Raw genomic sequence first — 13120 nt, 5'->3', positions numbered from 1 at the left:
TATGTTCCTTCCCCGTCACCGAAATTTTGCGGCTGACCTGGCCCCGGCAATGGGATAGCAGGCGATCAGGTCAACCCCGGGGCAGACATGGATTTTCGCGCAATCGTTCTAGGAGTGGCCTTTGCGGCGATGTGGTCTTCGGCCTTTACCAGCGCGCGGATGATCGTGCTCGATGCGCCACCGTTGACGGCGCTGACCCTGAGGTTCCTGATATCGGGGCTGATCGGCATCGCCATCGCCCGGATGCTTGGCCAGACCTGGCACCTGACGCGCGGCCAGTGGCGGGCGACGATAATATTCGGCATCTGCCAGAACGCGCTGTACCTTGGGCTGAACTTTGTTGCCATGCAGCAGATCGAGGCGGGACTGGCGTCGATCATTGCATCGTCGTTGCCGCTGATGGTGGCATTGGCGGGTTGGATGTTCCTTGGCGACCGGACCAGACCGCTTGCACTGGCGGGGCTCGGGGCCGGTATGTTCGGCGTGTTGCTGATCATGGGGTCGCGCCTTTCCGGCGGGGTCGATCTGACCGGTCTGGTGCTGTGTATTCTGGCAGCCATGGCGCTGACCGTCGCCACCCTGTCGGTGCGGGGCTTGGCGGCCAAGGGCAATCTGCTGATGGTGGTGGGATTGCAGATGCTTGTGGGCGCGGCTTTTCTTGCCCCTGTCGCCTTGGTCACCGAAACCTTTACGGTCAACTGGTCAACCCGGCTGGTGGCTGCATTCGCCTATACCACACTGGTTCCGGGGCTGGTGGCGACGCTGGTCTGGTTCGTGCTGGTCGAAAGGATTGGCGCGGTGCGTGCGGCCACGTTCCACTTCCTGAACCCGTTTCTGGGGGTCAGCGTCGCTGCCATTTTGCTTGGCGAGCATCTCGGATGGATCGATGTTCTTGGCGTGGCGATCATCACCGCCGGTATCTTCGCGGTGCAAATCTCCAAGACGAACCGAATCCCGCCTGCGCCCTACGTCCGGACTTAAGGGCGGACTTAAGGGGGCCGGAACTTTTTTCCCGCTTGGCGATTGAATCTGCAGACATCGCTGGAAAGGAGTTTCCAATGACAACTGCAACAGAACAATCGACCTCGCACAGCGGGCTGATCTCATCCTCTGACGTGAATGGCACCGCCGTTTACAGCCCGTCGGGCGACCATATTGGTGAAATTGATCACCTGATGATCGACAAGGTCAGCGGCAAGATCGGATATGCCGTGATGGGCTTCGGCGGCTTTCTCGGGATTGGCGAAGACCACATGGCGATCCCTTGGGCTAAGCTACACTATGATCGCGACCGTGGTGGATATGTCAGCGACATCACCAAGGAGCAGGTCGAGGGCCTGCCGCTGCGCGAAGATGACTGGGCGCGGGACCGCGATTGGGAAAAACAGACCTACAGCCACTTTGGACTGCCGTATTATTGGCTCTGATTCCCGGCTCTGACTTACTTTACGGGCTCAAGGTGCGTGGCCACAGTCACCCTATCCGGCCACGCACACCACCGGTCTGACCGCGATCCAACAGCAGATGGTCAAGCAGGACACAGGCCATCATCGCCTCGCCCACCGGAACGGCGCGTATCCCGACGCAGGGGTCGTGCCGTCCTTTGGTTATGATCTCGGCGGTATCGCCCGACTTGCTGATCGTCTGGCGCGGCTTGAGGATTGATGATGTCGGCTTGACCGCGAACCGCACCACCACATCCTGACCGGTTGAAATTCCGCCCAGAATACCGCCGGCGTGATTGCTGGAAAACACCGGCACCCCGTCATCCCCCATGAAGATCTCGTCCGCATTCTCTTCGCCGGTCAGGGCGGCGGCGCCCATGCCTTCGCCGATTTCCACACCCTTGACGGCGTTGATACTCATCATCGCGGCGGCTAGTTCAGTGTCGAGCTTCGCATAGACCGGTGCGCCAAGGCCGGGCGGAACGCCTTTGGCGACAACCTCGACCACGGCGCCGACCGAATTGCCCGATTTGCGCAGGTCGTCCAGATATCCGGCCCAGTCGGCTGCCGCCTGTGCATCCGGAGTCCAGAACGGGTTTCTTTCAATCTCGGCCATGTCGAACCGGGCGCGGTCGGCGGTGCGCGGCCCCATCTGCACCATGTAACCGGTGATCGTCAGCCCCGGCACGAGTGCCGCCAGCGCCGCCCGCGCCACACCGCCCGCTGCGACCCGGGCTGCGGTTTCACGCGCCGACGACCGCCCGCCACCGCGCGGATCGCGGATGCCGTATTTCTGCCAATAGGTGATATCGGCATGACCGGGGCGGAATTTCTCGGCGATGTCGCCGTAATCCTTGCTGCGCTGGTCGGTGTTCTGGATCGCCAATTGAATCGGTGTCCCGGTAGACAGGCCTTCGAACACACCGGACAGAATTTCAACCTCATCCGCTTCGCGCCGCTGGGTGGTGTATTTGTTCTGCCCCGGTTTGCGGCGGTCCAGCCAGTGTTGCAGATCCGCCGCCGCGATGGGCACGCCGGGCGGGCAACCGTCAACGGTGGCGCCGAGGGCGGGGCCGTGGCTTTCGCCCCAGGTGGTGACGCGAAACAGGTGACCGAAGGTGTTCAGGCTCATGTGGGCAGATCTCCTTGCCGATGTCTTTACGGCAAATGGCGACGGGGGAAAAGGCGCGCAGCGACAGGGTTGGGGTTCAAAGCCGGGCCAGTCGCAACAGCAATGCACCAAACAGCGTGGTCATGGTCGATACAACCTTCAGCAGGTTCATCGGTTCTTTCAGGAAAACCACGCCGATCAGCAGCGCAAAGACGATGGAGGTTTCGCGCAGTGCGGTCACCATGGCAATCGGTGCCTGTGTAAACGCCCAGACGACCATCGCATAGGCAGCATAAGAGGCCGAGCCGCCCACCACGAAGGCCACACGCGCTGATCCCCAGAGACCTGGAATCGTCTGCGGGGCGACGCGCAGCATATACCCCAGAAAGATCGCAGCATTGCCCAGCGCAAGCCAACTGTAGAAGCCGAAAGAGGTGCCGGCCACCCGCGCGCCCAATCCATCGACCAGCGAATAGGACGCGATGAAACAGCCGGTCACCAGCGCCAGCCTTGCGGCCGCCGGATTGCGCAGCCCGTCCTTTTGCCGGACCAGCGCGATGGACAGGATTCCGGCCGCGATCGCCGCAATCCCAAGCATTTCGAGCGGCGCCAGCGTGACACCCAGCACCGTGACCGACACCAGTCCGACGATCAGCGGTGCCGATCCCCGCGCAATCGGATAAACCTGTGTCAGATCGCCCGAGTTATAGGCCCGGACCAGAAATATCTGATATCCGGCATGCAGCACGATCCCGCCCAGAAGATACGGCCAACTGGCCGGATCGGGGGCCGGAACGATGCACAGCGCGATAACTGCAAGCGGCACATGCCCGACCACCACGGCACACATCGCCAGCCGTTTGTCGCCACCGCCCTTGACCAGTGCGTTCCACACGGCATGCAGCAGCGCCGCCGCGATCACAGCCATGAAAACCGTACCCGACATCGGGTCCGTCAGAGATGTCGGCATGAAGGGTCTTTCTGCAATACTCCGCCGCAACCTAGGCCGCAGCCGCCGCCCGGGCAACGGCAAACGCGCCAACCGCAGGGGGGCCGGGGGCAATGGGCGGCCTGCCCTTGCAAGAGATCCCGCCGGGGGATAGCCTTTGTCCCACCTCGGGGGGCCAGTCGTGGCTGAGATGCGCAAGCAGACCCGTTGAACCTGAACCGGTTAGCACCGGCGGAGGGAAGGTCAGAGTTGTCCTCTACCCCACTCCGATCATCGCACTGCCCGGATTGCCCGGGCCATTGGAGGATCGATCCATGTTCCATCGTCTTGCCATCTTCGCAGCCCTTGCCGCGTTGCCGCTTGCCTTGCCTGCCGCCGCACAGGGAAAACCTGTGTTGACCGTCTATACCTATGACAGTTTCGTGTCCGAATGGGGCCCCGGACCGGCCATCGAAACGGCCTTTGAGGCGATCTGTGCCTGCGATCTGCAATTCGTCGCCGCGGGCGACGGCGCCGCCCTGCTGGCCCGGTTGCGGCTGGAAGGGACACGCACCAAGGCCGACGTGGTGCTGGGGCTGGACACCAACCTGACCCACGCCGCCGCCGAAACCGGGCTGTTCGGGCTGCACGGTCTGGGCGACGTGGATTTCGACATGCCGGTCGAGTGGGAAGACGACATGTTCGTCCCCTATGACTGGAGCTATTTCGCCTTTGTCGGCACACGGGGCGCGGATCTGCCCACTGATTTCCGTGCGCTTGGCGCCAGTGACGCCAAAATCCTGATTCAGGACCCCCGCTCGTCCACCCCCGGTCTGGGCCTGCTGCTCTGGATCAAGGCGGCTTATGGCGACGAGGCACAGGCAATCTGGGAGGGGCTGGCCGACAATATCGTGACCGTGACCAAGGGCTGGAGCGAAGCCTATGGCATGTTCCTTGAGGGCGAGGCCGACATAGTGCTGAGCTATACCACATCGCCCGCCTATCATGTGATCGCGGAAGACGACGACACCAAGGTCGCCGTGCCGTTCAGCGAAGGCCACTATCTTCAGGTCGAAGTCGCGGCCAGCATCGCCTCGTCGGACAAGATCGAACTGGCCAATGATTTTCTGCGCTTCATGGTGACGGATGCGTTCCAGTCGGTCATTCCGACGACGAACTGGATGTATCCTGCGGTGACCCCGACGGGCGGTTTGCCCGAAGGCTTCTACAGTTTGATCGTTCCCGACACCGCGCTGCTGTTCGGCGCGGATGAGGCGGATCATGCACGTGATGTGGCGCTGGAAGAATGGCTGACCGCGCTGGGCCGGTAACCGGCCGCGCTCGGGTCCGGGCTGGGGTGCTGCCAGTGGTTGGTGCAGTGGGACGGGTGGCGGTGACCCGCACAGGCATCGCCGGAGTCGCGGCGACGCTTGCGGTTCTGGCATTGACCCTTGGCACCGTGGCCGCCGTTCTGATCCGGGCCGAGGGCGGTTTCCGCATTGGGCCACAGGACTGGGCCGCGATTCGCTTCACCCTATGGCAGGCGGCGCTGTCGGCGCTGCTTTCCGTCGCGTTGGCCGTGCCGGTGGCGCGGGGCTTGGCGCGGCGGCGGTTTCCGGGGCGAGCGGTGTTGGTCACGCTGATGGGCGCGCCCTTCATCCTGCCGGTGATCGTCGCGGTTCTGGGTCTGCTGGCGGTGTTCGGGCGCAGTGGCTGGGTGTCGCAGGCACTGGGTCTGATCGGGTTCGATCCCATCGGCATCTATGGCTTGCATGGGGTGATTCTGGCGCATGTGTTTTTCAACCTGCCGCTGGCGACGCGGCTGATTTTGCAAGGCTGGCTGGCGATCCCGGCAGAACGGTTCCGCCTCGCCGCCACGCTGGACGCCACACCGCGCGACATCGCCCGTCTGCTCGAACGCCCGATGCTGCGGGCAGTGCTGCCGGGAACCTTCATGGTGATCTTCCTGATCTGTACCACCTCCTTTGCCGTTGCGCTGACACTGGGGGGCGGGCCACGGGCGACAACCGTGGAACTGGCGATCTACCACGCGTTCCGGCTCGATTTCGATCTGTCGCGGGCGGCTGTCCTTGCGCTGATCCAGCTTGCAATGTCCGGGGCTGCGGCGCTGATCGCGTTGCGTATCGCGGTGCCAGTGGTGACCGGGGCAGGACTGGACCGCAGCGTCCGCCGGTGGGACGCTGACCGCCTTGCCCTGCGCGTGATCGATGCCTTGTGGATCACGCTGGCGGCCACGTTCCTGCTGACACCGCTGGCGGCGATCGCGGCGCGCGGATTGCCCGCGCTTGCCGATCTGCCGGTGCAGGTCTGGGCGGCGGCCTGGCGTTCGCTTTGGGTGGCGGGGCTTTCGGTGGCGGTGACGCTGGTGCTGGCGTTGGCGATGACGCTGGCGATCGTGCGTCACCCACGGATGGGCCGCTGGATGGAGCCTGTGGGATATCTGGCCATTGCCGCATCGCCGCTGGTGATCGGGACCGGACTGTTCCTGATCCTGTTCCCGCTGACCGATCCAGTGGCGTTGGCCCTGCCGGTGACCGCGCTGGTCAATGCAGTGATGGCGCTGCCGTTTGCCCTGCGCGCCCTTGTGCCCGCCGCGGCCGAGGTCGAGTCGCGGTTCGGACGCCTGGCCGACAGTCTCGGGATGACCGGCACCGCGCGCCTTACCCGGTTGACCCTGCCACGACTGCGCCGTCCCTTGGGGTTCTCCGCCGCGCTGGCGGGGGCGCTGTCCATGGGCGATCTGGGCGTCGTGACGCTGTTTGCCGATCCGGGGCAGGCAACATTGCCACTGTTGCTTTACCGGCTGATGGCGGCTTACCGGATGGATCAGGCGGCGGGGGTTGCGCTGTTGCTGCTGGGGCTCAGCCTTGCGGTGTTCTGGATCTTTGATCGCGGGGGGCGGGTGGATGCTGACGTTTGAACAAGTCGTGCTGGAGCAGGGTGATTTCCGCCTGACTGCCGATTTCAGCGTCACACGGGGCAGCCGAACGGCGGTGATGGGGCCTTCGGGGGCCGGGAAATCCACGCTGCTGGCCGCGATTGGTGGGTTCTTCGCGCCGGCACAGGGCCGAATCCTGTGGCAAGGCACCGATCTGGAAGCCCTTTCGCCCGGCAAACGCCCGGTCGCGATGATCTTTCAGGACAACAACCTGTTTCCGCACCTCACCGCGTTTGAAAACGCGGCACTCGGCCTGCGCCCCTCGGGCCGCCTGAACACGAAAGAAACCGCCCGCGTCCAGGATGCGCTGGCGCAGGTCGGACTGGCAGGTTTTGCCACGCGCAAGCCCGCCACCCTGTCGGGCGGTCAGCAAAGTCGTGCTGCGCTGGCGCGGATGCTGGTGCAGGACCGCCCGCTGGTCCTGCTCGATGAACCCTTCGCGGCGCTCGGCCCGGCCCTGCGCGCGGAAATGATTGCGCTGGTCAAATCCCTGCTCGTGTCCACCCGCGCCACCCTGCTGATGGTCACCCATGATCCCGCTGACGCAAGGGCGCTGGGCGGCGATCTGGTCGTCGTGGCCGATGGTGTCGCGCATCCGCCTTCTCTCGCCGGGGCGCTGCTTGATGCGCCCCCCGCCGCGCTGCGCGAATATCTCGGGTGACGCCCGGCTTCTCCTTGTGAAAATACTCCCGCCGGAGGCCAAATTTTCTTTGAAAATTTGTACAGTCCCCTTATCGGGGTGCGCTGCCTCATGGGCCCCAATCCGCGGCCTGCATCTCGCGCAGACGTGAGGCAGTGCGTTCGAACTCGAACAGTCCGGCGCCTTCCAGATACAGGTTTTCGGGCACATCGGCCGCCGAAGCGATCAGCCGGACCTGCCCCTCGTAAAGCGCGTCGATCAGGGTGACGAAACGCCGGGCCTCGTTATAGTTCTCCGAACTCAGCCGGGGGATGCCATCCAGCAGCAGAATCCGGACCGCATCGGCCACCGCGAGATAATCGGCGGCCCCCAAGGCACGGCCGCAGAGATCCCAGAACCCCGCCCGCGCCACCCCGCCCGAGAACTGTGGCAGCTCCACCTCCCGCCCCTGTACATGCAGCACCAGCGGCGCAACATCGTCAGAGGCCAATGTCTCCCACAGCGCATCCATCTGGCTGCGCGCGGCCTTGTCAACCGGATGAAAATACACCGGCGACCCACCCAGCCGCTCTTGTCGGTAATCCCGTGCGGCGGCCAGTTCATGCACCACCAGCCGCGATTTCAGCAGATCGATGAACGGCAAGAATAATTGCCGGTTCAGTCCATTCTTGTACAGGTCGTCAGGCACCCGGTTCGATGTTGTGACAATCACCACACCGGCCTTCAGCAGCATGCCGAACAGCCGCCCGACGATCATCGCGTCGGTGATGTCGCTGATCTGCATCTCGTCCAGACACAGCAGGCGCAGATCGCGCGACAGAGCCTCGCCCACCGGTTCCAGCGCGTCATCCACACCGCGTTTGCGGGCAGCAATCATGCCTGCGTGGACCTCTTGCATGAAGGCATGAAAGTGGACGCGGCGTTTTTCGGGCATGTCGACGGACTGAAAGAACAGATCCATCAGCATCGATTTGCCCCGCCCGACACCGCCCCAGATGTACAGGCCGGGGATCGGCTCGGGGGCTTTGCGGGAAAAGAATCCGTTGCGTTTCGGGGGTTGGTTCAGGGCGGTGCGCAGACGTTCGAATTCGGGCAGGATCGCGCGCTGGACCGGATCGTCGTTCAACGTCCCGTCGGCGATGCGGGCGTCATAAATCTGGCTGAACGGTGGCATTGATGATCCTTTTCGAAGTCGCGCGACGCTACTCGTCGCAACGGTCGAGTCAAGCGCTGCGGCTTTGGCGGGTCGGGGGCGATTTGGGCAATCCTGCACCTGTCGATCCGCCAAGGGCACTTGGCAACAGCCCTCCCCGCCTGAAATCAGCCGAGCGCAAACGCCGCAGCCTGTCGCCCCGCCATCCGTCCGGTGGCGAAACAGGTGGTCAGAAGATACCCGCCGGTGGGTGCATCCCAGTCGATCATTTCCCCGGCCACAAAGGTGCCGGGCGCGGTCTCGAGCATCAATCGCTGGTCCAGTGCGGCGGCAGCAACACCGCCCACCGTTGATATCGCCTCGTCCATCGGGCGCAGTCCGGCGTGACGCAAAGGCAGAGCCTTGGCGATTTTCGCCAGTTCCGGGCCACTGGGCAGCGGGCGAGCAAATTCCAGCAGCAGCGCAAGGCGGGCGGGATCGAGTTTCAGCGACTTGCGCAGCCAGTTGCCGATGCTTGCTTTGCCCCGGGGGCGTGACAGGCGCTCGGCAACCCGGGCGATCGGCCAGTCGGGCAGCAGATCAAGCGTCAGCGGCGTGCCCGCCCGCACCGCAGGCGAGAGGTGATAGATGCCGCCGCCCTCAAGACCTCGTGCCGTGATCACGAATTCGCCGCGATGCAGGGCGTTGCCCGCACGGATCGCGACGCCTTTCACCGGCTGGCCGAACACTTTGGCCATGGGGGCGGACCAATCCACCGACAACCCCGCATTGGACGCGGCGAACGGCGTCAGCGCCACCCCCCGATCCGCGAGCAGAGCGGCCCATGCGCCGTCCGATCCGAGCCGCGCCCAGCTTGCGCCGCCAAGGGCCAGAACACAGACATCGGGGGTCAGCGTTTCCGCACCCTCTGGCGTGGCAAATTCAAAGCCCTCGTTCCAGCCGGTCCAGCGCCAGCGTGTCCGGATATCGACCCCCAGCCTGCGCAGGTCGGCCAACCAGGCGCGCAACAGGGGCGAGGCCTTCATCGCTACGGGAAACACCCGGCCCGTGCTGCCGGTGAACACCGGCTGACCCAGATCGCGCGCCCAATCCTGCACCGCCAACGGACCGAAGTCGCGCAGGGCGTCATGCACCGGTGCTGGCGCTTTGCAGGCGGTCAGAACGGCGTCAAACGGTGCGTCCTGTGGGACATCCAGCGTCAGGTTGAGCCCCGATTTCCCGGCCATGAGAAACTTGCGCCCGACGGTCGGCATCGCCTCGACCAAAGTCACCGACAGACCGGCCCGCGCCAGTTCGCCCGCCGCCATCAGCCCGGCAGGCCCGCCGCCGATGACCAGTGCATGTTTCATGTGAGGGTCAGCCGGACAGCGGAGCAGCGATGTGCAGACCGGGTGTCAGAGACCACCGCCTGCCGGTTTGCGCGGCGGTCCGATCCGTCACCCCAGAAATGTTCGGCCATGCCCGCCCCTTTGCAAATTGCGACTGTTGCATAGCGGGCGGATGGACGGGCTGCAACACGACCCTTCCGACACTCGAAAGACCTGCTGACCGAGTGAGGCTTAATACATGCGACAACAACAAAGGGTGTCCGGGGATTATCGCATGTCACGCTGAAGCTCTCGCCAGCCCTGTGCCACTGCGCCGTATCGCTGATCCGTTATTGGTAGGTGGGCACGCGCGGCGGCGAACGGGTGTAGGCGCAGATGCTGCACCTCTATCCTCAGGACGACTATTCACCTAAGTGCTTGATCCGGCGCGACTGTCCCGGAAACTGGCCGCGCGTCCGTTGATCCAGACCCTTGTCGGGCGGCTGACCTTTGCCCGAAAGCGTCACCAAAGATACCTCGGGCTGATGCCCCGGGTGTTGGGAGACCTGAATTGGAGCGGCTATGATCTTGTGCTCTTTTGTCCGAGTGAGAATGGCCCGCACAAGGCCATTTCAAAAAACTCTGTTTTCAAACAATGTTATGGGCGAAGCGGCGTGCGACAAATTGCTGGATCGAGGTCTGATACCGGAAACGCCGCCGTCATCTGGGAAGTACTGATGATCCTATTTTCTTTGCTTAACTCCAATCAGATTCGTTCTGTCCCCCCCTGCGGCGTCGCTTCAGTCTTTGTGCCCTTTCGCGCCTCCCAACTGCTTGTTTTCAATACCGGCCCTTCATAGTCGAGATAGGCCATGTCGAAGTCGCAGAGTGTCACCAACCGGTCGAAATCGTCGAACACGACCCGACCGTTGCGAAAGGTCAAAAGCCCGTCTTCCCGCAACTGACGCAGCACGCGGTTGACGTGCACAGGGCTCAGGCCCAAGGCATCGGCAAGATGATACTGCGACAGCGGGCAGGCATAGCTTTGGCGCGTGGCAAGCCCGACCTGCTTCAGCCGCGCCCCCAGTTCCAGCAGGAAATGCGCCATCCGTTCCAAGGCATCCCGGCGCCCGAGGCTGACCAGACGCTCAACGGCAGCCGCCTCATCCGACGAAGCGGCCCAGAGAACGGCGGAGGCAATGCGCGGGCAGGTTTCAATCGCGCCGAACAGATCGGCAGCGTCGAACTGGGATGCCTTTATATCCGTAATCGACTCAATACAGTGGTCGGACTTGCGCAGTAGTACGTTGCTCAAACCCAGAAAATCCCCCGGAATCTGAAAGTCGACGATCTGCCGTCCGCCGTCGCGCAGCACTTTGAACGAACTTGCCCAACCTTCGAACAGAACAAATGCCGATGGTGCCGGCTGTCCTTCGTGAATCAGCTCTTTCCCGCCGGGAAAGCTGCGCCGCTCACCATGAAAGCTTTCAAGGACAGTAAGTTCCGCCTTGGACAGGCTTAGGTATGCACCGAGCTTGCGGGCCAGTGGGCTGTCCTGCGCAGTCATACGATGGCCACCCTTTCCGTCGTGAAAATACGGAAGACAGATGCGAGATAGTATCCAGATATTATCACAAGTTGATGCGGCCGAGGTATAAATCGCTGCGGGTCAGGACGGCAGGAGTCTTTCTCTGCGATGCTGTTTGATGACAGGACCGAGCGCCCAATGATGCAATGGCACGGGGTCAGCCCCCGAAAGGAACTTGCCAAATGCCGGTTCCAGACGATATTTCTTGTGCCGCAGCGCTGACGATTTGCGAACCCCTGTTTCTGGCGCTGAACGATCACGCGATCCTTCCCGAAACGGCAATCATGGGGAGTCTGCGCGATCTCGCAGTCACCCACGGCTCGGTGACCGGGGATCTGGTGCTTACCGACAACAACGCGGTGGTGGCGGCGTTGATCATCCGCATCGTTGATCGTGGAAATTCCGTGCGGCGTCCGTAGCGCCGCAGCCCATGCGAATGGCGTCGGGGTGGCCCCGGATTTACCCATGGTCCGGCTCTGACTTGCACGCCTGACAGGGGGTGTCATGGTTCTGGTCCGCGGTCGTTTTCTTCGTTTCATTCTCCATCCTCTTCTACTCAATCTCATCCCGCCGCAGCAGGGCATAACCCCGGCTTTTGCTTCGACCCAACCAGGGATGCGTGGGGATAACGTGGCCGATTTCGCTGATGTTCCAACTGTCCAGCATCTCGTATCCCATTGCGCTGATCCGGCTCTCCCACTGGGAACGGTTGCGGATCCGATAGGGCACACGCGCGCTGCCGATCCGCTCGATGGTGAAAATTTCCGCACCGTCCCGCACCGCCACCTTGTTGAGGAGGATCACCTTTGGACGCCGCCGCAGAGCGGCGACGAATTCGGAAAACGGAATGTCGAGATATGGCAGAAACCCCGAAACCAGCAGGATGTCTGTCGCGGGAGTCTGGTCCAGCCGATCTTCGAACGTGATGGCTGCGGGCAGTTCGCCCCGGTTCTGGCGCGCGCGGGCGGCGCGGACGATGCCCGGCAGATCATGCACCGTCCAATGTGCTCCGCTCAGATTGATCAGGTCCGAGAATGCAATGTATTTGGTTCCAAGATGGCCGCCCGCATCCAGCACGAACGGCAGATCGGGCAAATACCGCCCCAGCCAGAACAGGATCGGATAATCCCAGGTTTCCCGGCGGCACATCTCATCAAAGGAAACGTCAACAACGCTTTCGTCGTCATAGCCGCGTGTTTTGAACCGGGCGAGGGCGGGGGTTAGCGCGGCGCTGCTGTTATACGCCCCTGAGAACCGTGCCGAATGCTCCGTCGCGGCCAACAGGCGCGCGGCCCCTGCACGGGGCAGGGCCACAGCAAGGCGCAGGGCGCGATTTGCCGCCTTGCGCCAACCGGGGCGCAACTGTGGCGCGGGAGATGCCATGACGATCATTGCGGGCAGACTTCTGGCGTGGGCTTGCGCACCACTGACCTGAACCCAACGCGGACGGTCGCGCCGATCGCAGGCCACATCCGTCGGTATATTCCCGGGTCGAGTACCGCGATGGCGGCGCCATAGGCCACAGCTGCCGCAAGGCCAATTCCTGCGGCCCATATGATTTCCGGCTGGCCGCGCCCAAGACTGCCCACGGCCAGTGCCCCAAATCCACCCGACAGACCGCAGGCCGTTCCACTGAGGATTGCGATCAACAGAACCTGAAGCGGCCCGGTTTCAACGCCCGGTTGCGGTATGATGAGAGGTGCCCAACCAGCATCGGTCGCCCGCAGCAGGACAATCGCACAGGCAGACGCAAGCGCGAAGATGCCGAATTCAACAGGCCCCAACAGGCGCGCAGCCACGATAAATACCGCGAGCTGCGCAAGCTGTGGCACCAGGCGTCCGACAACGCGAAAGGCGTCTGTGGCCTTGCGCCCGGGGTTGTGCCTCTTGCCGGCGGGCCGTGTCGTGCCGCCGGTCTCTGGGGTCCGCATGTCCGTTGCCCTTCTCTTTGCGTGCTCGGGTGCACGCCGTCACGTTCAGACGCGGAGT

Annotated in this window: 13 protein-coding genes and 1 riboswitch; of the genes, 6 read left to right on the top strand and 7 right to left on the bottom strand. The window is 63.3% G+C overall.

Going from position 1 to position 13120, the window contains the following annotated elements:
• The first annotated feature begins 87 nt into the window (after positions 1-87).
• Both FQ320_RS11310 and FQ320_RS11305 read left to right on the top strand, forming a co-directional pair.
• Positions 88-981: a DMT family transporter gene (locus FQ320_RS11310; RefSeq protein WP_148472260.1), complete on the top strand. Its 894-nt coding sequence runs from the start codon at positions 88-90 to the stop codon at positions 979-981.
• Between the two features lie 77 nt (positions 982-1058).
• On the top strand, positions 1059-1427 hold the full coding sequence (locus tag FQ320_RS11305; RefSeq protein WP_148472258.1) for a PRC-barrel domain-containing protein: 369 nt from the start codon (positions 1059-1061) through the stop codon (positions 1425-1427).
• Positions 1428-1473: 46 nt separating this feature from the next.
• Here FQ320_RS11305 and aroC read toward each other — a convergent pair whose 3' ends face one another.
• Together aroC and FQ320_RS11295 are read right to left on the bottom strand one after the other, a co-directional pair.
• Positions 1474-2577 (bottom strand): chorismate synthase, encoded by a 1104-nt coding sequence (gene aroC / locus FQ320_RS11300; RefSeq protein WP_148472256.1) that lies wholly within the window; start codon positions 2575-2577, stop codon positions 1474-1476.
• A 76-nt stretch (positions 2578-2653) separates the two neighbouring features.
• A complete protein-coding gene (locus FQ320_RS11295; protein WP_255509467.1) occupies positions 2654-3526 on the bottom strand; it encodes a DMT family transporter in 873 nt (290 codons plus the stop codon).
• Positions 3527-3663: 137 nt separating this feature from the next.
• A riboswitch (TPP riboswitch) is annotated at positions 3664-3762 on the top strand.
• A gap of 57 nt (positions 3763-3819) precedes the next feature.
• Between FQ320_RS11295 and thiB the strand changes: the two genes are divergently transcribed.
• Genes thiB through FQ320_RS11280 form a run of 3 tightly spaced genes read left to right on the top strand, consistent with a single transcriptional unit; the run spans position 3820 to position 7104 of the window.
• Positions 3820-4815: a thiamine ABC transporter substrate binding subunit gene (gene thiB / locus FQ320_RS11290; protein WP_148472254.1), complete on the top strand. Its 996-nt coding sequence runs from the start codon at positions 3820-3822 to the stop codon at positions 4813-4815.
• On the top strand, positions 4791-6425 hold the full coding sequence (locus FQ320_RS11285; RefSeq protein ID WP_148472252.1) for a thiamine/thiamine pyrophosphate ABC transporter permease ThiP: 1635 nt from the start codon (positions 4791-4793) through the stop codon (positions 6423-6425). Before thiB ends, FQ320_RS11285 begins: the two co-directional genes overlap by 25 nt.
• Positions 6412-7104, top strand: a complete 693-nt coding sequence (locus tag FQ320_RS11280; RefSeq protein WP_148472250.1) for an ATP-binding cassette domain-containing protein — start codon at positions 6412-6414, stop codon at positions 7102-7104. Before FQ320_RS11285 ends, FQ320_RS11280 begins: the two co-directional genes overlap by 14 nt.
• A gap of 88 nt (positions 7105-7192) precedes the next feature.
• Here the strand turns inward: FQ320_RS11280 and zapE are convergent, their stop codons facing one another.
• From zapE to FQ320_RS11265, 3 genes are all read right to left on the bottom strand, one after another.
• A complete protein-coding gene (gene zapE, locus FQ320_RS11275) occupies positions 7193-8257 on the bottom strand; it encodes a cell division protein ZapE (protein ID WP_148472249.1) in 1065 nt (354 codons plus the stop codon).
• A gap of 146 nt (positions 8258-8403) precedes the next feature.
• Positions 8404-9585, bottom strand: a complete 1182-nt coding sequence (locus FQ320_RS11270; protein ID WP_148472247.1) for a TIGR03862 family flavoprotein — start codon at positions 9583-9585, stop codon at positions 8404-8406.
• Positions 9586-10309: 724 nt separating this feature from the next.
• Complete coding sequence (locus FQ320_RS11265; RefSeq protein ID WP_148472245.1) at positions 10310-11110, bottom strand: Crp/Fnr family transcriptional regulator; 801 nt, start codon at positions 11108-11110, stop codon at positions 10310-10312.
• 203 nt (positions 11111-11313) lie between these two features.
• Between FQ320_RS11265 and FQ320_RS11260 the strand changes: the two genes are divergently transcribed.
• Positions 11314-11550 (top strand): hypothetical protein, encoded by a 237-nt coding sequence (locus FQ320_RS11260; protein WP_148472243.1) that lies wholly within the window; start codon positions 11314-11316, stop codon positions 11548-11550.
• Positions 11551-11683: 133 nt separating this feature from the next.
• Here FQ320_RS11260 and FQ320_RS11255 read toward each other — a convergent pair whose 3' ends face one another.
• Positions 11684-12514, bottom strand: coding sequence for a methyltransferase, TIGR04325 family (locus FQ320_RS11255; protein ID WP_222861603.1), 831 nt, complete (start codon positions 12512-12514; stop codon positions 11684-11686).
• A 5-nt stretch (positions 12515-12519) separates the two neighbouring features.
• Positions 12520-13062 carry a hypothetical protein gene (locus FQ320_RS25655; RefSeq protein WP_187393865.1) on the bottom strand — a complete coding sequence of 181 codons (543 nt, stop codon included), beginning with the start codon at positions 13060-13062 and terminating at the stop codon, positions 12520-12522.
• Between the last annotated feature and the right edge of the window lie 58 nt (positions 13063-13120).

Origin of the sequence: Oceaniovalibus sp. ACAM 378, assembly GCF_008085915.1 — a bacterium.
In the GTDB taxonomy this organism is placed as follows: domain Bacteria; phylum Pseudomonadota; class Alphaproteobacteria; order Rhodobacterales; family Rhodobacteraceae; genus Oceaniglobus.
Note: the sequence above shows the minus strand (reverse complement) of the source record. Positions and strands in the feature narration are given on the sequence as shown.

Coding starts and splice junctions, on each gene's coding strand:
- FQ320_RS11310 (WP_148472260.1), top strand. CDS start 88: ATGGATTTTCGCGCAATCGTTCTAGGAGTGGCCTTTGCGGCGATGTGG.
- FQ320_RS11305 (WP_148472258.1), top strand. CDS start 1,059: ATGACAACTGCAACAGAACAATCGACCTCGCACAGCGGGCTGATCTCA.
- aroC (WP_148472256.1), bottom strand. CDS start 2,577: ATGAGCCTGAACACCTTCGGTCACCTGTTTCGCGTCACCACCTGGGGC.
- FQ320_RS11295 (WP_255509467.1), bottom strand. CDS start 3,526: ATGCCGACATCTCTGACGGACCCGATGTCGGGTACGGTTTTCATGGCT.
- thiB (WP_148472254.1), top strand. CDS start 3,820: ATGTTCCATCGTCTTGCCATCTTCGCAGCCCTTGCCGCGTTGCCGCTT.
- FQ320_RS11285 (WP_148472252.1), top strand. CDS start 4,791: ATGGCTGACCGCGCTGGGCCGGTAACCGGCCGCGCTCGGGTCCGGGCT.
- FQ320_RS11280 (WP_148472250.1), top strand. CDS start 6,412: ATGCTGACGTTTGAACAAGTCGTGCTGGAGCAGGGTGATTTCCGCCTG.
- zapE (WP_148472249.1), bottom strand. CDS start 8,257: ATGCCACCGTTCAGCCAGATTTATGACGCCCGCATCGCCGACGGGACG.
- FQ320_RS11270 (WP_148472247.1), bottom strand. CDS start 9,585: ATGAAACATGCACTGGTCATCGGCGGCGGGCCTGCCGGGCTGATGGCG.
- FQ320_RS11265 (WP_148472245.1), bottom strand. CDS start 11,110: ATGACTGCGCAGGACAGCCCACTGGCCCGCAAGCTCGGTGCATACCTA.
- FQ320_RS11260 (WP_148472243.1), top strand. CDS start 11,314: ATGCCGGTTCCAGACGATATTTCTTGTGCCGCAGCGCTGACGATTTGC.
- FQ320_RS11255 (WP_222861603.1), bottom strand. CDS start 12,514: ATGGCATCTCCCGCGCCACAGTTGCGCCCCGGTTGGCGCAAGGCGGCA.
- FQ320_RS25655 (WP_187393865.1), bottom strand. CDS start 13,062: ATGCGGACCCCAGAGACCGGCGGCACGACACGGCCCGCCGGCAAGAGG.